Raw genomic sequence first — 21,156 nt, forward strand, 5'->3', positions numbered from 1 at the left:
ATGAACGCTCCGTCCAGACGCCAGACGCTCAAGGCCATCGCGGCCGCCGCGCTGCTGCTCGCCGCGACCGCCTGCCAGTCGGCCGTGGACGCGCAGACCAGCACCGCAGGCACCTCCGCCGCCCCGAAGCCGGGTGGGGTGGCCGAGATCGGCGTCGCGCTCGACCTGGTGCCCGCCAACCTGTTCACCAACAGCAACGTCTCCATCACCACCGTCGTCGGGCTCGTCTACGACACCCTCGTCCGCTACGACAACAAGACCCTGGAGCCCAAGCCGCGGGTCGCCACCGAGTGGAAGCAGACCGACGGCGGCAAGACGGTCACCCTCAAGCTGCGCAAGGACGTCAAGTACCACACCGGCCGCACGCTCACCTCCGCCGACGTGAAGTTCGCGCTGGCCAACTACGCCGACGCCAAGTGGAACGGCCAACTGCTCTCCACCGCCAAGACCATCACCGCCGTGCAGACCCCGGCGGCCGACGAGGTCGTGCTGCGCCTGGAGCACCCGGTCAGCAACCTGTTCGACCTGCTCGACACCGTCCCGCTGGTCGACTCCGAGACCGCCGCCGACATCGCCACCGGCACGAAGTTCGTCGGCACCGGCGCGTTCAAGTTCGACTCGTGGCGCCCCAACACCGACCTCACCTTCAGCAAGAACCCCGACTACTGGGGCGGCGCGCCCTACCTCGACGGCGTGCACGTGCGGGTCATCCCCGACGCCCAGTCGCTGGCCGCCGCCGCGAAGTCCGGCCAGGTGCAACTCGCCCGCGCGGTCGGCTACCGCGACGCCGAGTCCCTCGCCGCCACCCCTGGCATCAACGTCACCTCGCTGGAGGGCGCCGAGCTGCAGGCGTACGTCGGCCTCAACGTCACCGCGCCGGGGCTCGAGGACCCGAAGGTCCGCCAGGCCATCGCCTACGCGCTGGACAAGGAGCGGATCATCAAGGAGGTCTTCCGGGACAAGGGCTACCCGACGTCGCTGCCGTGGCCGCGCACCAGCCCGGCCTACGACCAGGAGCTCGACGGCCGCTACAAGCGCGACCTCACCAAGGCCAAGGCGCTGATCGCCGAGTCGGGCAAGCAGCTGCCGGAGATCCCGCTGTCCTACGTCGGCAACGACGGCGTCTACACCGCGATCGCCCAGATCATCCAGAACAACCTCGCCGAGGTGGGCATCGAGGTCGCCCTCACCCCGGTCGACTCCACCCAGTTCGTCAAGCAGCTGATCGGCGCCCAGTTCCCCGGCCTGTGGACGACCAACCACTCGTGGGCGCAGTTCTCGCCCGCGACGCTGACGGTCAGCGCCTACCCGTTCAACGCCCGCCGCAACGCCTCCAAGTACAGCTCGCCCGCCTACACCGCCGCCGCGGAGAAGGCGTGGACACTGCAATCGGCGACCGGCCCCGAGGCCACCGCCGCCTACCAGGAGCTGTCCACCCAGCTGCTCGACGGCGCGTTCCTCGCCGAGATCGGCGTCGTGTTCGAGCTGGCGGCCACCCGCGACACCCTGCACGGGCTCGACTGGTCGCGCAGGCGGGAGCTGGACCTGTCCAAGGCGTTCCTGGCATGACCAGGTACCTGCTGCGCCGCGCGCCGTCGGCGCTGGTCGTGCTCTGGCTCGCCTCGGTGCTGATCTTCCTGGTCATCCGGGCGATCCCGGGTGACGCGGCCGCGGCGTTGGCAGGTCCGGACGCCTCCCCGGAGGCCGTCGCGGCCATCCGGCACGACCTCGGGCTCGACCTGCCGGTGCTCACCCAGTACCTGCGCTGGCTCGGCGGGCTGTTCAGCGGGGACCTCGGCCGCTCGTACCTGGTCGGTGGCGACATCGCCGACCTGGTGGCCGAGGGCTTCTCGAACACGCTGACCCTCACCCTGGCCGCGCTGGTGGTCGCGGTGCTGGTGGCGCTGCTGCTCGGCCCGATCTGGGCGGCGACGACCAACCGCTGGGTCGACCGGGCGCTCACCGGCTTCCACACCGCGGCGGTGGCGCTGCCCCCGTTCGTCACCGGCGTGGTGCTGATCATCGTGTTCGGGGTGTTCTTCCGGTTGCTGCCCACCGGCGGCGTCCCGCCCAAGGGCATGTTCGACCGGCTCGACATCACCGCCCAGTACCTGGTGCTGCCCGCGGTGTGCCTGGCGCTGCCGGTGGCGGGGGTGCTCACCGGGTTCCTCGCCGAGACGCTGCGCTCGGAACTGCGGCAGGACTACGTGACCACGGTCCGCGCGGCCGGGGTGCGGCGGCGCGAGGTCGTCGTGCGGCACGCCATGCGCGGCGCGCTGCCGGTGGCCATCACCACCCTCGGCCTGCAGACCGGCGCCCTGCTCGGCGGCGCCGTCCTGGTCGAGTCGATCTTCTCCTGGCCCGGGCTCGGCCTGCTGATCGAGCAGGGCATCACCCGCCGCGACTACCCGGTCGTGCAGGTGCTGCTGATGCTCTCGGTCACGGTGTTCGTGCTGGTCCAGCTGCTGACCGACGTCGTACACGCCTACCTGGACCCGCGGGTCCGGCTGGGAGCGCAGGCATGACCGCCACCCTGGAGACCCCCGAGCCGATCGAGGTGGCCGTCCCGAGCAGGCCGCGGACCTTCCTGCGCGGCAAGGGCCTGGTCGGGTTGGTGCTGGTCGGCCTGGTCATCGCCGCCGGGCTGCTCGGGCCGCTGCTGGTCTCGTGGGACCCGTACCAGCAGATCCCCGGCGCCAACCTGCTCGGCCCCACCGCCGGGCACCCGCTGGGCACCGACGACCTCAACCGCGACATCCTCGCCCGCCTGCTCACCGGCATCCGGGTGGACGTGCTGATCGCGTTCACCGCGGTGCCGATCGGCGCGCTGGTCGGCTGCGCGGTCGGGGCACTGGCCACGGTCAACAACGTGCTCGACGTCGCGGTGCAGCGGCTCTTCGACGTGCTGCTGGCCTTCCCGCAGCTGATCCTGGCCATCGGATTGGCCGCGGTGATCGGGCCGGGCACCACCTCGGTGGTCATCGTGATCGTCTGCGTCGAGATCCCGGTGTTCGGCCGGTTGCTGCGCGCGGCGGTGCTGCGGGTGCGGGAATCGCAGTTCGTCACCGCGTCCGAGGTGATCGGCGCGGGCAAGGCCCACGTCTTGCGTCACCACGTGTTGCCGAACTCGCTGGAACCGATCCTGGTCCAATTGGCACTGTCGCTCTCGGTCGCGGTGTTCATCGAGGGCGCCATGAGCGTGCTCGGCATCGGCGTGAGCCCACCGCACCCGTCCATCGGATCGGTGCTGACGACCTCCTTGCGCTACCTCGACCTCAACCCGCTCTTCGCCATCGGCCCCCTAGCGGTGACAGCCGTGCTCGTGCTGGGCTTCCAGCTGATCGCCCAAGCCGCGAACGCCGCACGCGGCGCCTGACCCGAAGGACCAGACCATGCCCCCATCTCTCCCTGACAACGCCCGCGGGTACGAGGGTTTCACCGGCCGCGTCGGCCGGGTCTTCGCCGAGTCGCGCCCGGGGTGGCCGGTCGAGCGGCGCGCCAAGGGGCCCAACGTCGTCGTCGTCCTCGTCGACGACCTCGGGTACGCCGACATCGGCCCGTTCGGCGGCGAGATCGCCACGCCCGCGTTGGACGCGCTCGCCGCCGGTGGCCTGCGGTTGACCAACTACCACACGACACCGCTGTGCTCGCCCTCGCGCGCGGCGCTGCTGACCGGGCTCAACCCGCACCGCGCCGGGTTCGCGTTCCCGGCCAACTCCGACCCCGGCTACCCGGCGTACTCGTTCCAGCTGCCCGACAACGCGCCGTCGCTGGCCGAGTCGCTGCGCGCCGCCGGGTACGCCACCTTCGCCGTCGGCAAGTGGCACCTGACCAGGGACGCGGCCAGCCACGACGCCGCGGACCGGTCGTCGTGGCCGCTGCAACGCGGGTTCGACCGGTACTTCGGCAGCCTGGAGGGCCTGACCAACCTGCACCACCCGCACCGGCTGGTCTGGGACAACAGCCCGTACGACGGCGACTTCCCCGAGGGCTACTACCTCACCGACGACCTCACCGACCGCGCCACCCGGATGATCGACACCCTGCGCGCGAACGACCCGGACAAGCCGTTCTTCCTCTACTTCGCCCACCACGCCATGCACGGACCGCTGGGCGCCAAGGACTCCGACCTCCAGCGCTACCGCGGCCGGTACGCCGAGGGCTGGGACGCGATCCGGGAGCAGCGCTTCGCCAAGCAGCTCGCCGAGGGGCTGTTCCCCGCCGACACCGCGCTGCCGCCGCGCAACAGCGAGCCCGGCAAGGACGTGCCGCCGTGGGACGAGCTGTCGGTGGCGCAGCAGGAGCTGTTCGCCCGGTACATGGAGGTCTACGCGGCGTCATTGGACAATGTGGACCAGAGCGTCGGCCGGATCGTGGAGACCCTGCGCAAGCACGGGGAGCTGGACAACACGATCATCGTCTTCACCTCCGACAACGGCGCCACGGCCGAGGGCGGGCCGGAGGGGACGCGCAGCTACTTCAGCCAGTTCGTGCACGTGCCCGGCGTGCCGTCCACTTGGGAGCGTGATGTCGCCCGCGAGCTGGACCTGCTTGGCGGACCGCAGACCACGATCCACTACCCGCGCGGGTGGGCGCAGGCGTCGAACACGCCGTTCCGGCTCTACAAGTTCGACACCTACGCAGGCGGGGTTCGTACGCCGTTCATCGTGCACTGGCCCGCTGGTCTGGACGCGGGTCTGCGGCACCAGTACGTGTACGTGACGGACGTGACGCCGACCCTGCTGGAGTTGGCCGGGGTGCCCAGGCTGGACGCCAGGCACGGGGTGGCGTCGGCCGACGAGGACGGGGTCAGCGCGGTCCCGGTGTTGCGCGACTCGGCCGCGGAGAGTCCACACACGAGCCAGTACACCGAGACCGGCGGCAACCGCGGGTACTACGCCGACGGGTGGAAGATCGTCACCCGGCACATCCCGGGCAAGCCGTACGACGACAGCGAGTGGGAGCTGTACCACGTCGCCACGGACCCCGCCGAGACGACGAACGTGGCCGCCGAGCACCCGGAGAAGCTGGCCGAACTGGCGGCGGCGTGGGAGAGCGCGGCCTGGAACAACGCCGTCTTCCCGCTCAACGACCACGGCCCGGCCAACGACCTCCGCCGTCCCGCTGACGACCGCCTGGAGCAGCCGGTCACGCTGTACCCGGGTACGCCGCTGCTGGAGCGGTACCGGTCGGCGCAGCTGGTGCAGTTCAGGGACTTCGTCGTCGAGGCCGGTGTGGACGGTGGTGGTCATGGTGTGCTGTTCGCGCACGGTGACCAGGGCGGCGGTTATGTCGTGTACGTCGAGGACGGCGCCGCGCACCTGAGCTACAACGCTTACGGCGTCGTGCACCGGTCCGGGGCCGTACCGCTGGGTTCGGGTGTGATTCGGTTGTCCGCCAGGGCGTTGCCGGACTTCCAGTGGTCGTTCGTGCTGGACACCGGCGCGGGGTCGGCCGAGGTCGGTCCGGTCGCCCAGCTGATCGGCCTCGCCCCGTTCACCGGCATCAGCGTCGGCGCCGACCGGGGCGGCCCGGTGGACTGGGACCTGCACCAGCGCGCCGGGACGTTCCCCTACAGCGGGACCCTGCGGCACGTCCGGTACGAGCCGGGCCCGCAGGCCGACTACGACCCCAAGCTCATCGCGCGTCTCTGGGCGGAGGCCGAACGTGTCTACGACTGATGTGTTGACTGTGGCGGGTCTCCGGGTCACCTTCGGCGCGGTGGAGGCGGTGCGCGGCATCGACTTCACCGTCGGCCAGGGTGAGATCCTGGCGCTGGTGGGGGAATCCGGCTCGGGCAAGTCGGTGACGGCGCGCGCGGTGCTGGGTTTGTTGCCGGGGACGGCTTCTGTCAGCGGGAGCGCGCGGCTCGGGGATCGGGAGTTGGTCGGCGCGGATGAGGAAAGTCTGCGGCAGGTGCGGGGCAGGCAGGTCGCGATGGTGTTCCAGGAGCCCGCGACCGCGCTGAACCCCGTGCACACCGTGGGGTGGCAGATCGCCGCCGTTCTGCGCGCGCACCAGCCGTTGTCCAAGGCTCAGGCCCTGAAGGAAGCCGTGCGGCTGCTGGACCTGGTCGGCATCCCCGATCCCGGCACGCGGGTCCGGCACTACCCGCACCAGCTCTCCGGCGGCCAGAAGCAACGCGTCGTCATCGCCCTGGCACTGGCCAACAACCCCCGGTTGATCATCGCCGACGAGCCGACCACCGCGCTCGACGTGACGGTCCAGGCGGAGATCCTCGACCTGCTCCGGGACCTGCGCGACCGGCTGGGCACCGCGATCCTGCTGATCACGCACAACATGGGTGTGGTGGCCGACCTCGCGGACCGGGTGGCGGTGATGCACCGGGGCACGCTCGTCGAACAGGCCCCGGTCGAGGACCTGTTCGCCCGACCGACGCGCGCCTACACCCAAGAACTCCTGGCCGCGGTCCCCCGGTTGGGGCAGAGGGCGCCGTCCGCAGTCCCGGCGGCCGACCCGGCGCTGGAGCTGAACCAGGTCGTGGTGCGGTACAAGGACTTCGTCGCCGTGGACGGCGTCGACCTGCGGGTCGGCCAGGGCGAGGTCGTCGGTCTGGTGGGGGAGTCGGGCTCGGGCAAGTCAACCATCGGCAAGGTCGCCGCAGGTCTACTGCCCCCATCCTCCGGCACAGTCACAGTCCTCGGCGGCGACCCCACCACTGCTCGCCGTCACATCGGCTTCGTTTTTCAAGACCCTGGTGGTTCTCTGAATCCCCGAATGTCCATTGAGGATTGTGTCGGCGAACCCCTGCGCGTCCACAAGGTCGCCCGCGGTGCGGACTACCGCGCCCGAGTGGCCGCGCTGCTGGAGTCTGTCCGACTTCCCGCTGCATTTGCTGGGCGTCGTCCTCGCGAACTTTCCGGGGGTCAACGCCAGCGTGTCGGTATCGCGCGGGCGTTGGCTCTGGGGCCGTCGCTCTTGATCGCCGACGAACCCACTAGTGCGCTGGATGTGTCTGTTCAGGCTACGGTGCTTGAGCTTCTCACGGACCTTCAGCGGGACTTGGAGTTCGCTTGCCTCTTCATCAGCCACGACTTGGCTGTGGTGGACAGCTTGGCGCATCGGGTTTCGGTGCTGCATCGGGGGAGGGTGGTTGAGGAGGGGCCGCATCATGAGGTTCTGCGGACTCCTGCTGCTGAGTACACGCGGAGGTTGGTGGCTGCTGTGCCGGTGCCGGATCCGGTGGAGCAGCGGGTGCGGCGGGAGGGGCAGGTCGCCTCGGTGGGGTGAGGGTGGGTTGTCCACAGGCTGTTGGCTCGCTTGGGGCGTTCTGTCGGTGCAGCTCGGTAAGCTGTGTATCGGGGGCTGCGTTGGGCGGTTGATCTTGAGCTGGGGCTGTTCCGGCTCTCGTGCTCGCCTGCGGCGTCGACGATCAACGCCTCGCCTTCGGCATTGGCCTGGGCGCGAGAAAGCAAGAGCTCGATGGGGCGAACTTGTTTTGCGCGGGGCCCCTACGACACCCGGGCAGAACCACAAAGCAGGGGCCCAAAAGCAGGCCCTGCCACGGTGAGCGACGCTACGGGCATCGTCCCCCCACACAAAACAAGTCCACCCCATCGAGCCGGCCTGGCACCAGCGGATCCGAGGAGCGGTTGTCGGCCAACGTTATTTAGGGGCGCGTGGTGGCCAACGTTGCTTGGGGGCGCGTGGTGGCCAACGTTGTCTAGGGGCGCGTGGTGGCCAACCTTGTTTGGGGGCGCGTGGTGGCCAACGTTGTGTGTGTGGAGGGGTGTGGTGGGGCCAACGTCTGAGGGGGGATTGCGGATGTTCCTCGCGGGCATCGTGAAGTTCGGGGTCTACGGAGTTCGGCGTGTGGCTCGTCCGCGCCCAGAAGTGAATCAGGCTGCCAGGCTGTAGTGCTGGCTCACCTGGGTGGAGGTCATGGCGAACGGGTAGAAGGAGATGAAGGCCAGGTAGTCCCAGAAGTGGGCGAGGTCCTGGTCGGAGCCGAAGCCGTTGGTGAAGCCGTTGGTGTTCTCGTAGCCGATGCGGAAGTACGCGGTCAGGGCGGACGGGTGGCCGCTGGAGTTGGAGGCGCGCAGGACGCCGTCCACGTAGAGGAAGAGGCCGGTCGAGGCGTTGTGGACGCCGACGACGTGGTGCCAGGCGCCGTCGTTGAGTGAGTACGAGGTCGTCAGTTCGTAGTTGGACGTGCCCTTGACCAGGAACGCCACCCGGCCCGTGCTGGTGATGGTCAGCAGGTTGGTCTTGTTCGTCGACGCGCCGGTCTGGGTGCTGCCGAAGCCGCAGATGACGCCCTGGCTGTTGACCGTGCGGAACCAGGCTTCCTGGCTGGTGCTGGTGCCGGGGGCGATGGCGATGGTGCCGGGGGTGGAGATCCAGTGCGTCTGGTCGACCCGCGCGTACCAGTCCACCGGCCGCGCGCACGGGTACGGGTTGGCGGCGTTGGAGTTGCGGCCGCCCTGGTAGGTGCCGTCGGCGCCGGTGGAGGACGCGTCGTAGGCGATGACGCCGCCCGCGCCCTCGTTGAGCGGGTAGTGCCGGGTGGCGCCGTCGGCGAGGGGCACCTGGGTGCAGTCGAGGACCGCCGAGCTGACCCGGTTGGTGGTGTTGACCACGCGCGCCAGGAACGCGCTGAGCGTCGAACTGGTGCCGAGCCAGGTGATCAGCACGAGCACCCCGGCCAGCGCGGCCAGCCTGCGCTTGGTCATCGCACCGTCCTCCTGCCCAGGTACACCGACACCGCGAAGGGGACGCAGCACAGCGCCAAGCACACTGTCCACCACAGAACGGACATGTGCGCGTCGACGGCGAACGGGACCTGCCCGTCGGAGTTGGCCGCCTTGCTCACCAACTCGGCGACCTGACCGGAGTGCAGGTCGGCGAACACCCCGTCCGGGTCCCGCACGCGCACCGGCAGCACCCCGGTGGCCACCACGGTCGCCGTGGTCAGGCCCGCCTCGCCGAGCGTGGTCAGCACCGCGGCGTTGACCAGCGGCCGCAGCGCCACGATGGCCGCGCACACCACCAGCGAGTAGCCGACCAGCCGGGTCGCCATCCGCCAGCGCGGCGTCGACCAGCGGGTCAGCAACCACACCAGCCCGGCGCCCGGCAGCAGGATCGGCAGCGCCTTGATCACGTACGCCACGCCCCACAGTCGGGCGACGACCGCGCCGACCAGGTGGTCGGCCGCCACCGGCCGCGGGTCCTCGGCGCCGTTGATGTCGCCCTTGGTGAACACCGCGCCGTCGGTGATCCGCACGACCCGGTGGGTGTGGGTGACCCCGCCCTCGACCGGGTCGAACGAGATGATGTCGCCGACCCGCACCTGGTCCAGCGCGATCGGGCGGGTGAGCACGAGCGTGCCGACCGGGGCCGCCTGCCCCATCGACGGCGAGTCGACCGACAGCCACCGCCCGCCGGTCGCCCGCCAGCCCAGCACCAGCACGAGACCGGCGATCAGCACCGCGCCCACCGCGGCCAACGCGCGGACCGCGGCACGCGACGGAGCGGCGCGGTGTCTGCCACCGCGCCGCTCTCGTCGCTGCCGCTCGTCGGTCATCGCATCAGGAGCTGAACGTCCAGGTCAGCTGCTGCGAGGCGGTGAGGCCCATGTAGCTGTTGCCCAGACCGGCGGGCAGGCTGACGACGAAGGTGTACGCCTGCGAGGCGGCGGGGGCGAGCGCGGTCAGCGACAGCGGCGTGGTGAACGCGGTCAGGGTGCCGTTGTACGAGGTCGGGCCGGTCGCGGTGGCGGCGGCGTAGATCTTCAGCGTCACCTGGGTGCAGAAGTCCGACGCCGGGGTGATGCCGCTGACCGAGCCGGACTGGCTGCACGTGGCCGGGGTCAGGGTGAAGGTCGCGGGGGTGATGCTGCCCTGGTTGGACAGGGTCACCGTCTTGGTCGCGGAGCCACCGGGCATCAGCGTGTTGCCGGTGTACTTGTTGATGGTCGCGCAGTTCACCGAGTTGGTCGACGAGCTGCTGCTGGTGCAGGTGTTGGTGCCGTCGGTCTCCTGCATGACCAGCGAGCCGGTGGACACGGTGTCGGTGGTGTTGGTGATCGCGGCGGTGAAGGCGGACAGCGTTCCGGTCAGCGACAGCGCCAACAGCACGGTGCCGATGAGACCACCCAGGATCACGATGAGGGCGGACCGGCGGTCACGTGCACGGGTGCCGCGCTTGCGTGGGGACGGCACGTACTCCGGGGACGTGGTCATGGCCAACCTCTTCTCGGTCCGGCGTGGGTGGTGCCGGTAGGGCGGGGACGCGGATCCTGCTCGTGTGCACCAAACAGTCCATCGCGGACTATGAGCTGGTTCTTAGGAGTGACACGAACGAGTGTGCCCAGCGTGACGGAGCGGGTGGTTTGCTCAGACGACTGTGGACAGTCCGATGCAGACGCTGCGTGTCATCGAGGGCTACCGCGGCCCCGCCTTCCGTCAGGCCGACGGCCGAGAAGACGGGCGAACTACACGCTGTGTGGCAAAAATGCCGACTTGAGTCGCTTTAGTAGCTAAAACGGGTGAACATGCTTGTGTGGATCACGGAATGCCGGATCGAGTGGTCCAAGCCACACGTTCCGGGCGCCTTTTCGTGACGTGGTGTCAGAAAACCAGCCGGATCCGAGCGTCTCGGTTGCCCCGGGGGAGCGCTTGGGGTGCGCAGGCTACCGTGCGATGGCCGGGAGCGGGTCCCCCGTCTCCAAGAGGGTCTTGAGGCTGGAGACGATCTCCGGCCACCCGTGGCTGACCCCCGCCACGAGCTCGCTGCCCGGCTCGAACCCGTCGTGGGTCACCGTCAGCCGCACCCGCCCCGCCAGCGGCTCGATGTCGAAGGTGACCTTGGACCGGCGCTGCGCGGCCAGCACCGCGATCTCGGCCGGGTCGAACCCGTGCGAGTCGCGCCACTCGTCGCTGAGCGTGTGCCAGGTGTAGGACAGCCGCCGCGGCGGGTCGGCGAGCAGCACGACCTGCTCGGGGTCGGTGATGGTGACCCCGTTCTCCTTCCAGGTCATCGGCGCCCCGGTGACCCACTCGCTGGTCAGCTCCACGCCCCAGTACCTGCTGGTGAACGCGGGCTCGGTGAGCGCCTGCCACAGCCGCTCCGGCGTCGTGTCGATGTAGGAGGTGTAGACGAACTCGGTCGGGCCCTCTGCGGTGCTCATCGGGTGCTCCAGTGCTCGTTTCAGGTCGGCGAGCGCGCGCACCCGCCCCCGGTCGTACTGCCTGATCCAGCGGTCGGCGATGGCGTTGACCGGCTCGGCGTTGAGGTGGTGCAGCTTCTCCCGGCCCCGCCACGCGGTGGTGACCAGGTTCGCCGCCTCGAGCACGGCCAGGTGCTTGCTCACCGCCTGCCTGCTCATCGCCAGGCCCGCGCACAGCTCGCGCAGGCTCAACCCGTCGTGCTCGTTGAGCCGGTCGAGCAGGTCGCGGCGACTGGGGTCGGCCAGCGCCCGGAAGACCTGGTCGCTGGGGTCCACGGCCGCTCCTGGAGACAGGCAACCTTGTGGTTGCCCGTCCAGCATAGGCAGCCGCGCGGTTGCCTGTAAAGCGGGTGGCCCAGTCCTGGCTCGGACTGGGCCACCTCGGCTCCGGGACTCAGCCGACCTTCACGACCACGTCGTCGACGTAGTACGTGCGGGTCGCGGGCCAGGTCGCCGCGATCCCGACAGCCACGTCGAGCTCCGACTGCGAGAGCGTGTTGACCGTCGTGGTGAAGGTGTACTTCGCCCACGTGTTCGCGGTGTGCGTGATGCTCTGGTACTGCCAGCCCGCGCTGGGCGAACCCGAGTCGCTGTGCGGGTTGGCGGTTCCCGCGTACGCCGCGGCGTTCCACGCGTTGGCGGAGCCGCCGGAGGACGAACGCACGTAGAAGCTGATCTCGACCGGGAGCGCCGACGACTGCTGCGGATTTGAGTAGTACCACTGGATCCACGGCTTGCCCGCGGAGTTGAACGAGCGGATCCGGAACCGGGCCGCGGTGGACCCGCTGCGCACCACAGTGCCGTTCTTGTCCACCCAGTAGCCGGATGTGCCGCCGTCGTCGTGCTGGACCACGTCGTCGAGGTTGTCGAAGTCGTAGGTGTACGTGACCGCCGTTGTCCTGGCCGGAGTCGCGGCGGCGTCCCCGGCGAACAGCGCGGCGCCCGCGGTGACGACAGCGGCCGCGATGGCGGTGAGCTTCCTGGACAGCATCGTTTCCCCCACTCAGCCGATGGTGACGGACACGTCGTCGAAGTGCAGGTAGTCCCTTGTGGTCTCGAAGTTCGCGTGCAACGCGATGGCCACGTACACCGTGTTGCCCGAGGCGACGGTGTTGACGGTGGCGGACTTCGTGTACTGGTGCCAGCCGCCGTAGTACTGCTCCGGCGTGATGTCCCAGGTGCCCAGGTTGTCCCAGGGCGGGTTCGACGCGGTGGCGCCGAGGTCGTGGTCGGTGCCCTTGATGGACGCCGTGGTCAGCCAGTAGCCGGAACCGGGGCCACCGGAGGCGGGCGACCAGCCCCAGTACGTCACCGTGACCGGCAGCGCGGTGCTCGCGGTGGTGGTGAACGCCTTCTCGATCCAGATGGTCCCGTTGTCCCAGGTGCCGTCGAGCTGGTAGTTCAGCGACTGGCTGCCGCCGTGCGCCCGCGCGGTGGTGTGGTCGATCCACCACCCCCTGGTGTTGCCACCGTCCTCCGGTGACCAGCCTTCCCAGTCGCCGCCTTCGAAACCGTAGGTGTAGGTCGTCGAGGTCACCCCGGCCGGTGCGGCCCGGGGTGCGTTCGGCGCGGCGAGCGCGGGCGCGGCGATGCCGATCCCGGCCGCGAGACCGATGCCGACCACGAGCGCGGCGAGCCTGCCTTTCGGAGACACAGCTGTCCTCCCGAGTGTGAGCTGCTGCTTGTCGTGCGCGATGCCGTTGTGCGCGATGTCGTCCCGCGCGAAAGCGACCGGCATTCAACGGTGAAATGCCGGTGGCGCGCGGGTTTCGGTAGGTTGATCTGCCCCAGAGCCCTTCCGAAACCCAAGCTAGCAGCACACTCCGACGCCGGTCAGCGCCGATTGGGTGCATCCCATTCAATGGTAAAGGGCGCGCGGACCCTTGTCGGTGCCCGCGCGCCCTTATTCCTCAATGGACTCTTTGTGGGTTGATTCCGCCGGTGAGAGACGGTGCCAGGTCGGGAACGATGCCGGGTGGGGACGAGGGGGTGGGTGGCGGGGGAGAGTGACTCAGGTTCTTACTGGGGCTCTGCTTGACTGGTCGGTGCCCCAACCGACCTGTTCGCCCCTGGTGCTCACCAGTACCCGGGCGAGCAGCGTCACAGCGACGAACACCGCGACGTCGACCACGTATGCCTGGCGGGTGCGCACCAGCGTGACCATCGTGGCCAACCCGGTGCCCGCCGCGCTGCTCTGCTGGATGTGCGCGTTGCCGCGGTGCACCCGCTGGCGCCTGCGGACCAGGCTGCGCAGGTCCCTCGGCGCGGCGACCGTGACCACCGCGCTCGGCACGACCGCCCGGTCCGGCACCGTGCTCGACACGTGCCCGTCGTCGCTGATCAGGTCCGGCGGCAGCGGGAACAACCGCTCGTGCGCGTCGCGGGTCAGCACGTAGACGCCCCGCCCGGAGGCCGCCCGGTGCACCGACGGCAGTCGCTGCCACACCGCGTAGTACCGGCGCACCGCCCACGACGCCCCGGTCAGGTCCAGCCGCGCCGCGGGCATCGCCGCCGCGACCCCCGGCTCCCTGGTGGCCGCGGCGAGTGCGTCCAGGTCAGCGCCCCGCAGTTCTATATCGGCATCCAGATACGCTCGCGGGAAATCGACACACAGCGCGTCGCCCGCATTCAACGCGGCCGCTTTTCCGGGTTCGGGGACCTCGACCACCAACGGCGCGCTGGGATGGGCGCGCGCGAGTTCGGCGGTCCGGTCGACACATCCGTTCGCGACCACGACGACGCGGTTCACCTCGATCGACTCGGCGAGTCTGTCGAGGCACGCGGTGATGCCGAACTCCTCGTTGTGCGCGGGCACAACGACATCCATGTCTTTCCCCCTCGGCCATCCCCCGATGATCACGACAACACCTACGGAGTCGCGGTGGACCGGTTGCCGTTACTGGATTCTCCGGTTGTCGACCGAGGTTGCCGATCCCGCCCGGGGGAAGGTGTTGGGCCGTTCGTGGGGAATAGTCACCCGACATTTCGGTCATCAAAGTACGAACTGGCCGGTGCTGTTCACCGAATGTGCAGGCAGTGGTCGTGACACTGCTCTAGCCGGGTCCTGGCGCGGGCGGACCGGTTACCCACGGTTGGCTCGACGTTCTCTTTGTTGCACACCGGAAGTCCCAGTGTGACATTGGCGACTGCGGCCGCCGACCGGTCTATTCCGGACAGTAGGAAACGGGCGAGGACACCGTACGGTCAGTCGTTTTCCTCGCGCGCGGACTGCCGCCTGCGGGCGAACAGCGCGACCCCGGCCGCGGCGAGCAGCCCGGCGGCGACGTACCAGCGGTTGCGGGTCACCCACGAGTCGGCGGCCGCGGCGACCACCCGCGCCGAGTGCGACGCGCAGACCAGCGGCGGCCCGTCCTGCACGGTGCGCGCGCAGGCGATGGTGGCGACCCTGGCCCGCTCGTCGCCGACCACGGTCATGGTCGAGCGGAACACCGCCTCGCCCCCGGCGGCGAGGTCGACCGACCACTCGACGGCGGCCGCGTCCGCGGTGCCGCTCGGCTCGGCGGCGTCGAAGCGCAGCCCGGACGGCACGCTCTGGGTGAGCGCGAGGCCGTCGACCGCCGCGGTGCCCAGGTTGCGCAGGACCACGGTGTAGGTGAGGCGCTCCCCGGTGATCGCCGCCGCGGTGTTGTCCACCGAGATGCTCAACCGCGGCTGCCCCTCGGCGGGGGCGGGGAGCGCGGCCAGCAGAACGGCGGACAGTACTGCGGTCGCGATCACGGCGGCTCCTCGGCTGGATTTCCCACGCGTGCCTGCGGCATTGCCGCGGCATTCCCACGCGGTGCGGACCCACCCTACGGATGACCGGGGAAATCGCCCTTTCCTGCCACCCGATCGTGTGGCGAACTGCCGGTGGGAATGCGCGCCTTGACGCTAACCCGTAGTGGGGTTATATATGGGGGTATGCCCAAGGTGAATGTGTACCTGCCGGACGACCTGGCCGATGCCGTCCGCGAGTCCGGCCTGCCGCTCTCGGCGATCTGCCAACGCGCGCTGGAACTGTCGGTCCGCCGGGTCGCCGCTATCCGGTCCGCCACCCTCGACGACCTCGACGCCCTCACCCAGTTCACCGACCGCGCCAAGACCGCCGTCCGCCTGGCCGTCGCCCGCGCCCGCGCCGACGGCGTCCCCGAGGTCGGCGCCGAACACCTGCTGCACGGCATCCTCGCCGAGGGCGCCAACCTCGCCCTCCACGTCCTCCGCCTCGCGGGCGCCGACCCGGCCGCCCTGACCCCCGCACTGTCCACAGGCGACACCCCAGCCGACCGCTTCGGCCCCACCGCCGCCACGGCCCTGGAACTGGCCGTCACCGAGTCCCTCACCCACGGCCACAACTACGTCGGCTGCGAACACCTGCTCCTGGGCATCCTCGCCGACCCCGCCACCGCCGCCGCCCAAACCCTCCACGACCACGGCATCGACCTGAAACCCACCCGCGCCACGGTCCTGGCCGCCCTCGCGGGCTACACCCACCTCCGCGCCACCACCCCAGACCCCACGGCAGCGTTAACGGCCGCCCTCCGCACCGAACTGGCCCCCATCCTCAGCCGCCTCACCCACCTCGAACACCACACCGGCCTAACCCCACCCTGACGCGTCGGATGGGGACCTTGCCGGCGTGACTGGGCAGCACGGCCGACCGCAGCCGAGCCCGGGCCAGGTGAGGGCGAGCCAGGGTTGACCCCAGCCGAGCCGGGGTCGACCGCAGTCGAGCCAGGGTTGGTCCGACACCCCTATCCATTTCCGCCGCGCTCCCTCGGCCCCTCCTAGCCCAAGCACTTGACCTTGCGCGCCGCCTCTATCCCCACCTGACCTCGTGCACCCCACGACGTCCCTAAGGCAGTCCCCACGCCCTACCACCGCCCCCGCCGCTTACCGCCACCCTTGCCCGACCTCTTGCACCCCACGACGCCCTCTTAGACAGTCCCCACTCCTCACCGCCGCCCCCGGCCGCTTGCCGCCACCCTCACCGCTTACCGCCGCTCCCGGCCGCACCCCGCCACCCCTACCGCTTGCCGCCACCCTCGCCCTCACCCGACCTCTCGCACCCCACGACGCCTCTAAGGCGGTCCCCGCTCCTCACCGCCGCCCTCGGCCGTTCCCGCCGCCACCCTCGCTGCTTACCGCCACCCTCGCTGCTTACCGCCCCCTCACCCTCACCCGACCTCTTGCACCCCACGACACCTCTTAGGCCGCCCCCACCGCTTACCGCCGCCCCACCCCTAGCAGGCTCCTCGCGCGCGCGGTCCCGACCCTGCCCAGCCCCCACCCACTCCGGGGGGCGTCCCTGTGCCAGTCTATCGGCACCCCCCGACAGAGGATCTTGAAACAGGCCGCCGAAGATCCACATGTGGATAACTTCTGTCCCTGAACCGGGTGAACTCCAGCGGCCCGAGGCGACACCGGTGGGCCGCACGACGGCGAAGAAGTAGCAGGTCGGCGGCATGGCAAGTGGACCAGGAAATAGTCGGCCAGGCACACGTCAGTGGCGCAGGAGGGCCAGCGGGACAAAGGCGCCCGGGTCAGCGGGAGAGTGGGGTGATGACCGTCAGGTCGAGGCCGGTGGCCCGGGCCAGGAATCCACCCGCGCGGGGTGGGCCGAGGGGGGCCGCCGACCAGGGGCCGCGGTCGCCCGAGGTCAGGAGGGACACCGTGGCCTGTTGGGCTCGGGCGGGGGTCAGCGCGGAGATGGCCGCGAGGGCGGCGGCCAGGTGGACGCCGTCGTAGCAGGCTTCGGCGTAGGCGTCGAGGACCGGGGCGGTGCCGCCGAAGAGGGCGAGGTGGCGTTCGGCGAGGGACATGCGGCGGTCGTCGCCCTGGCCCGCGAAGGAGCGCATCGCGGCGTACAGCTCGCCGGTGTCGTCGCCGCCCGCCGCCAGCAGGCCGTTCTCCTCGAGGGAACCGGAGAGCCGGACCACCCGCGAGGCGAGCCGCGAGCCCGCGAAGACCCGGTTGAACTGGGCCAGGTCGCGGCCCACGAGGCTGAGCAAGATCGCGTCCACCCGGACCCGCGCCAAACCGGTCACGATCGCCTCGGCGTCGATCCCGCTACCGGGGAACGGCACCAGCCGCTCCGCCACGACCTCCGCCCCCAGCGCGCGCACGATCCCGCCCGCGGCCCGGTGCACCGCCCGCGGCCAGATGTAGTCGCTGCCCACCAGCGCCCACCGCCGAGCGCCGCGCCGCGCGACCAACCACCGCACGGCGGGCGCCAGTTGCCGCGTCGGGCTGTCCCCGAGCAGCACGACCCCGGCGCGCCGGTGACCCCCCTCGTGCGGGGGAGTGAAGATGTACGGCACCCGCCCACCCAGCGCGACCTCCAGCGCCCGGTGCACGTCACTGGTGTGGAACCCGACGAACGCGTCGACCAACCCGGCCAGCGAGAGCGCGTCCGCCGCCACCACCTCCGGCGCCTGACCCGCGTCCACCAGCACCAACTGCACCTGGCGGCCGACGACGCCACCGGCGGTGTTCAGCTCGGTGGCCGCGAGCGCCGACGCCATCAACCCGGACGGCCCGGTCAACCCGAGGGCCCCGGACAGCGGCAGCAGCAGGCCCAGCCGCAGCGCCGACGGGTCCGGTCCGGTGAGCGCGACCTCCACCCGGTCCCGCACGACCGCGCGCACGACCGAGGTGGAGTCCATGACCGGACAGTATGCTCGCCGGGAGGTCTTACGGCGAAGGGCACGTCATGGCTGGTCAGCGCGGCACGCAGGTGCCCGACCTGGTCGATCTGCTGACCAGGGCGCAACGCGCGCTCGCCCGCGACCTGGGCGCCGTCCTGGAGGAGGAGTCGACCACCGTCGACCAGTGGCGGGTGCTGCGCGCCCTCGCCGCCGCCCCCGACGGCCGCTCCATGGGCGAACTCGCGGTCACCGTCGAGATCCCCCACCCCACCCTGACCCGCCTGGTGGACGCCCTCGTCGACTCCGCCTACCTCTACCGCACCCAGTCACCAGAAGACCGCCGCCGCGTCTCGGTCCACATCTCCGAACTCGGCCGCACCAAGCTCGACCGCCTCGAAGCCCTCGCCACCACCCACGAGAAGAGCCTGGTCGACCGCCTCAGCGAGGACACCGTCACAGCGCTGTCGGCGCTACTGCGGGACCTGCGCCTCTAGTCCAGGGCGACCCTTGGGTGATCCACAAGGGACAGTGCGCACGCTCAGATGTCGGTGCGCTGCAACGGGTCGTCGGTGGTGGCCGGGGCCAGTACGGGCGGCTCGAGCCGCTGCATGCCGACTGCGCCGAGCATCAGGACGAACGGCATGGCGAGCGCGATCCACATGGGAAGTTCCCCTCTGGTTTCCGGTCGGTCCGTTCTCCGCTTCAGATACCCCCACCCGCCGCCACCTACACCGAACGGGTGGCGATGTGGCCCCGCTCACCCGGATGGCCGCCCGCCGCGGCGAGCGCAACCCGACCCGGTCGAACTATTTTCAAATGGAAGTAATGGCTCTACGCTTCGCCCACCGCGGCCGGGTGGTCGGGGGGTGCTCGGGTTGGAGGAGCGGATGGGCGAGGACGGTGGGCTCGGCCGGTACGGCTACACCCAGGAGTTGCGGCGGACGTTGGGGTTCCGGGACCTGCTGGTCTACGGGCTGATCTTCATGGTGCCGATCGCGCCGTTCGGGATCTTCGGCAGCGTGTTCGCCGGGTCCGGGGGCATGATCGCGCTGGCGTACGCGATCGGCATGCTCGCCATGCTGTTCACCGCGAACTCCTACGCCCAGATGGCCAAGGCGTTCCCGATGGCGGGGTCGGTCTACACCTACGCCGGGCGCGGGATCGCCTCCCCGGTCGGGTTCCTGTCCGGCTGGATGATCCTGCTCGACTACGTGCTGGTGCCCAGCCTGCTGTACTTGATCGCGGGCATCGCGATGAACTCCCTGCTGCCCGCCATCCCGGTCTGGCTGTGGCTGGTCGCGTTCGTGGTGCTCAACACCGCGGTCAACTTCCTCGGCATCGAGATGACCGCCAAGGTCAACCGGGTCATGCTGGTCGCGCAACTGGCCATCCTGGCGATCTTCATCGTCATCGGGGTCGTCGCGCTGACCCAGGGCAAGGGCCGCGGCTTCAGCTTCGCGCCGTTGTTCGACGGCGGGAACTTCTCCTGGACGCTGGTGTTCGGCGCGGTCTCCATCGCGGTGCTCAGCTTCCTCGGCTTCGACGGCATCTCCACCCTCGCCGAGGAGAACCGCGACTCGGCCAGGGCGATCGGCCGGTCGATGATCGCCGCGCTGCTGGTCACCGGCGTGCTGTTCATCGTCCAGACCTGGGTCGCCGCGCTGCTCGTGCCCGACCCGGCCGGGCTGATCGCCAACGGTGACGCCGCGGGCACCTCGTTCTACGACGCGGCCAGGGTCGCCGGTGGTGGCTGGCTCGCCGTCCTGACCGCCGCCGCGACCGCCGTGTCCTGGGGTTTCGCGAACTCGCTGGTCGCCCAAGCCGCCACGTCCCGCCTGCTCTACGCGATGGCCCGCGACCGGCAACTGCCCAGGTTCCTGGCCAAGGTCCACCCGACCCGCAAGGTCCCGGTCAACGCGACCCTGCTGGTGGCAGGCGTCTCGCTGGCGCTGGGCCTCTACATGCAGACCCGCGACGACGGCATCACGCTGCTGAGCTCCCTGGTCAACTTCGGCGCCATGACCGCGTTCCTGGTGCTGCACGTGTCGGTCGTCGTGCACTACGTCGTCCGCTCCCGCAGCCGCGACTGGTGCAAGCACCTCATCGCCCCGGCCATCGGGTTCGCCATCCTGGCCTACGTCGTGATCAACGCCAAGGTCGCCGCGCAGGCGCTCGGGTTCGTCTGGCTCGGCATCGGCGCGGTGATCCTCGTCGGGCTGCTCGCCACCGGGCGACGACCGGCGCTCGCGGGCATCGAGGGGGACGACAAGTGAGGGTCGAACGCCTGGAATCCGAGCCCGCGTACTCCTTCGGGCCGAGGGAACCCGCGCTGACGGTCCCACCGGGGACAGTCGTCGAACTCTCCACTGAGGACTGTTTCGGCGGCGCGGTGCGCGGCGTGGACGACCTGCCAAGCCGGGTGTGCCAGTTCCCGTACCTCAACCCGGTCACCGGCCCGATCGCGGTCGAGGGCGCCGAGCCGGGCGACACCGTCGCGGTGCACTTCGTCGACATCCGGCCCCGCCGGGACTGGGCGGTGTCCACCACGTTCCCGCACTTCGGCGCGCTGACCGCCACCCACACCACCGCCATGCTGCACGACCCGCTGCCGGAACTGGTCTGGCGCTACGAGGTCGACGTCGACCGCTGGACCTGCCGCTTCCACGCCCGCGGCAGCGACTTCAGCATCGACCTACCCCTGGACCCCATGCACGGCACCGTCGGCGTCGCCCCCGCCGCGCACGAGGTGATCATGAGCATCACCCCGGGCGCGCACGGCGGCAACATGGACACCCCCGAGATGCGCGCGGGCACCACGGCGTACTTCGGCGTCAACGTCGACGGCGCGCTGATCTCCCTCGGCGACGGCCACTGCCGCCAGGGCGAGGGCGAGGTCTGCGGGACGGCCGTCGAAGCCGCGATGTCCACTGTGGTCGTCGTGGACCTGGTCAAGGGCGCGGCCTGCCCGTGGCCCAGGCTGGAGGACGACCGGTACCTGATGTCCACCGGCACCGCCCGCCCGCTGGAGGACGCGTTCCGGATCAGCCAGCACGACCTGGTCGGCTGGACCGGCCACCTGCTGGGGCTCGACACCCTCGACGCGTACCAGCTGGTCAGCCAGACCGGCCTCGCCCCAGCGGGCAACGTCGTCGACACGAACTACACGATGCTCGCCAAGATCGCCAAGGACGTCGTCGGCGTCCCAGCGTTCGACGGCGTGCACGACCGGCTACGCGCGACAGCGGCGAGATACCTCGCCGAACGCTAGTGGCCACCTGGCGGGCGGGTGTGCGCGGCGTCCCGCGCAGGGTGGCACCACGCACA

Annotated in this window: 19 protein-coding genes; 9 read left to right on the plus strand and 10 right to left on the minus strand. The window is 70.4% G+C overall.

All coding sequences use genetic code 11. The features are described 5' to 3' along the window. From CLV68_RS26105 to CLV68_RS26125, 5 genes are read left to right on the plus strand one after another with little or no spacing between them, the layout of a single operon-like run. Entirely contained in the window at window positions 1–1,569 is a 1,569-nt protein-coding gene (locus CLV68_RS26105) for an ABC transporter substrate-binding protein (protein WP_121393545.1), read from the plus strand. Next, window positions 1,566–2,525, plus strand: coding sequence for an ABC transporter permease (locus tag CLV68_RS26110; RefSeq protein WP_121393546.1), 960 nt, complete (start codon window positions 1,566–1,568; stop codon window positions 2,523–2,525). The genes CLV68_RS26105 and CLV68_RS26110 overlap by 4 nt, the downstream gene beginning before the upstream one ends. Beyond that, window positions 2,522–3,376, plus strand: a complete 855-nt coding sequence (locus CLV68_RS26115; protein WP_121393547.1) for an ABC transporter permease — start codon at window positions 2,522–2,524, stop codon at window positions 3,374–3,376. Before CLV68_RS26110 ends, CLV68_RS26115 begins: the two co-directional genes overlap by 4 nt. A 16-nt stretch (window positions 3,377–3,392) precedes the next feature. After that, on the plus strand, window positions 3,393–5,681 hold the full coding sequence (locus CLV68_RS26120; protein WP_121393548.1) for an arylsulfatase: 2,289 nt from the start codon (window positions 3,393–3,395) through the stop codon (window positions 5,679–5,681). After that, window positions 5,668–7,251 (plus strand): dipeptide ABC transporter ATP-binding protein, encoded by a 1,584-nt coding sequence (locus CLV68_RS26125; RefSeq protein WP_121393549.1) that lies wholly within the window; start codon window positions 5,668–5,670, stop codon window positions 7,249–7,251. The genes CLV68_RS26120 and CLV68_RS26125 overlap by 14 nt, the downstream gene beginning before the upstream one ends. Window positions 7,252–7,859: 608 nt before the next feature. On the opposite strand, the gene CLV68_RS26130 is transcribed toward CLV68_RS26125, so the two are convergent. From CLV68_RS26130 to CLV68_RS26165, 8 genes are all read right to left on the minus strand, one after another. Next, window positions 7,860–8,693 (minus strand): LamG-like jellyroll fold domain-containing protein, encoded by an 834-nt coding sequence (locus tag CLV68_RS26130; protein WP_121393550.1) that lies wholly within the window; start codon window positions 8,691–8,693, stop codon window positions 7,860–7,862. Continuing rightward, on the minus strand, window positions 8,690–9,544 hold the full coding sequence (locus CLV68_RS26135; RefSeq protein WP_121393551.1) for a S24/S26 family peptidase: 855 nt from the start codon (window positions 9,542–9,544) through the stop codon (window positions 8,690–8,692). The genes CLV68_RS26130 and CLV68_RS26135 overlap by 4 nt, the downstream gene beginning before the upstream one ends. 4 nt (window positions 9,545–9,548) lie before the next feature. Then, window positions 9,549–10,202, minus strand: coding sequence for a hypothetical protein (locus CLV68_RS26140; RefSeq protein ID WP_121393552.1), 654 nt, complete (start codon window positions 10,200–10,202; stop codon window positions 9,549–9,551). 449 nt (window positions 10,203–10,651) lie between these two features. After that, entirely contained in the window at window positions 10,652–11,464 is an 813-nt protein-coding gene (locus CLV68_RS26145; RefSeq protein ID WP_246010114.1) for an ArsR/SmtB family transcription factor, read from the minus strand. Between the two features lie 118 nt (window positions 11,465–11,582). Beyond that, entirely contained in the window at window positions 11,583–12,191 is a 609-nt protein-coding gene (locus CLV68_RS26150) for a DUF4859 domain-containing protein (RefSeq protein ID WP_147460173.1), read from the minus strand. Further along, on the minus strand, window positions 12,192–12,926 hold the full coding sequence (locus CLV68_RS26155; protein WP_121393555.1) for a hypothetical protein: 735 nt from the start codon (window positions 12,924–12,926) through the stop codon (window positions 12,192–12,194). It abuts the gene before it with no gap. Between the two features lie 273 nt (window positions 12,927–13,199). Beyond that, window positions 13,200–14,015, minus strand: a complete 816-nt coding sequence (locus tag CLV68_RS26160; protein WP_121393556.1) for a glycosyltransferase family 2 protein — start codon at window positions 14,013–14,015, stop codon at window positions 13,200–13,202. Between the two features lie 377 nt (window positions 14,016–14,392). Then, window positions 14,393–14,926: a DUF11 domain-containing protein gene (locus CLV68_RS26165; protein WP_121393557.1), complete on the minus strand. Its 534-nt coding sequence runs from the start codon at window positions 14,924–14,926 to the stop codon at window positions 14,393–14,395. Between the two features lie 183 nt (window positions 14,927–15,109). On the opposite strand from CLV68_RS26165, the gene CLV68_RS35780 reads away from it, so the two are divergent. Then, window positions 15,110–15,799, plus strand: coding sequence for a Clp protease N-terminal domain-containing protein (locus CLV68_RS35780; RefSeq protein WP_121393558.1), 690 nt, complete (start codon window positions 15,110–15,112; stop codon window positions 15,797–15,799). A gap of 929 nt (window positions 15,800–16,728) precedes the next feature. On the opposite strand, the gene CLV68_RS26175 is transcribed toward CLV68_RS35780, so the two are convergent. Next, window positions 16,729–17,850, minus strand: a complete 1,122-nt coding sequence (locus CLV68_RS26175; RefSeq protein WP_121393559.1) for an ABC transporter substrate-binding protein — start codon at window positions 17,848–17,850, stop codon at window positions 16,729–16,731. Between the two features lie 47 nt (window positions 17,851–17,897). On the opposite strand from CLV68_RS26175, the gene CLV68_RS26180 reads away from it, so the two are divergent. Further along, window positions 17,898–18,326 (plus strand): MarR family winged helix-turn-helix transcriptional regulator, encoded by a 429-nt coding sequence (locus CLV68_RS26180; protein ID WP_121393560.1) that lies wholly within the window; start codon window positions 17,898–17,900, stop codon window positions 18,324–18,326. Window positions 18,327–18,370: 44 nt separating this feature from the next. Here the strand turns inward: CLV68_RS26180 and CLV68_RS35785 are convergent, their stop codons facing one another. Continuing rightward, window positions 18,371–18,493, minus strand: coding sequence for a hypothetical protein (locus CLV68_RS35785; protein ID WP_281245023.1), 123 nt, complete (start codon window positions 18,491–18,493; stop codon window positions 18,371–18,373). Window positions 18,494–18,698: 205 nt separating this feature from the next. Between CLV68_RS35785 and CLV68_RS26185 the strand changes: the two genes are divergently transcribed. Continuing rightward, complete coding sequence (locus tag CLV68_RS26185) at window positions 18,699–20,105, plus strand: APC family permease (protein ID WP_246010115.1); 1,407 nt, start codon at window positions 18,699–18,701, stop codon at window positions 20,103–20,105. After that, window positions 20,102–21,100, plus strand: coding sequence for an acetamidase/formamidase family protein (locus tag CLV68_RS26190; protein WP_121393562.1), 999 nt, complete (start codon window positions 20,102–20,104; stop codon window positions 21,098–21,100). Before CLV68_RS26185 ends, CLV68_RS26190 begins: the two co-directional genes overlap by 4 nt. Window positions 21,101–21,156: the final 56 nt, after the last annotated feature.

Origin of the sequence: Actinokineospora cianjurensis, from assembly GCF_003663795.1 — a bacterium.
GTDB classification, from domain to species: domain Bacteria; phylum Actinomycetota; class Actinomycetes; order Mycobacteriales; family Pseudonocardiaceae; genus Actinokineospora; species Actinokineospora terrae.

Bases quoted from the DNA above. Each gene is read 5' to 3' on its own strand.
- CLV68_RS26105 (WP_121393545.1), top strand. From the start codon at position 1: ATGAACGCTCCGTCCAGACGCCAGACGCTCAAGGCCATCGCGGCCGCC.
- CLV68_RS26110 (WP_121393546.1), top strand. From the start codon at position 1,566: ATGACCAGGTACCTGCTGCGCCGCGCGCCGTCGGCGCTGGTCGTGCTC.
- CLV68_RS26115 (WP_121393547.1), top strand. From the start codon at position 2,522: ATGACCGCCACCCTGGAGACCCCCGAGCCGATCGAGGTGGCCGTCCCG.
- CLV68_RS26120 (WP_121393548.1), top strand. From the start codon at position 3,393: ATGCCCCCATCTCTCCCTGACAACGCCCGCGGGTACGAGGGTTTCACC.
- CLV68_RS26130 (WP_121393550.1), bottom strand. From the start codon at position 8,693: ATGACCAAGCGCAGGCTGGCCGCGCTGGCCGGGGTGCTCGTGCTGATC.
- CLV68_RS26135 (WP_121393551.1), bottom strand. From the start codon at position 9,544: ATGACCGACGAGCGGCAGCGACGAGAGCGGCGCGGTGGCAGACACCGC.
- CLV68_RS26140 (WP_121393552.1), bottom strand. From the start codon at position 10,202: ATGACCACGTCCCCGGAGTACGTGCCGTCCCCACGCAAGCGCGGCACC.
- CLV68_RS26155 (WP_121393555.1), bottom strand. From the start codon at position 12,926: ATGCCGGTCGCTTTCGCGCGGGACGACATCGCGCACAACGGCATCGCG.
- CLV68_RS26160 (WP_121393556.1), bottom strand. From the start codon at position 14,015: ATGGATGTCGTTGTGCCCGCGCACAACGAGGAGTTCGGCATCACCGCG.
- CLV68_RS35780 (WP_121393558.1), top strand. From the start codon at position 15,110: ATGCCCAAGGTGAATGTGTACCTGCCGGACGACCTGGCCGATGCCGTC.
- CLV68_RS26175 (WP_121393559.1), bottom strand. From the start codon at position 17,850: ATGGACTCCACCTCGGTCGTGCGCGCGGTCGTGCGGGACCGGGTGGAG.
- CLV68_RS26180 (WP_121393560.1), top strand. From the start codon at position 17,898: ATGGCTGGTCAGCGCGGCACGCAGGTGCCCGACCTGGTCGATCTGCTG.
- CLV68_RS35785 (WP_281245023.1), bottom strand. From the start codon at position 18,493: ATGTGGATCGCGCTCGCCATGCCGTTCGTCCTGATGCTCGGCGCAGTC.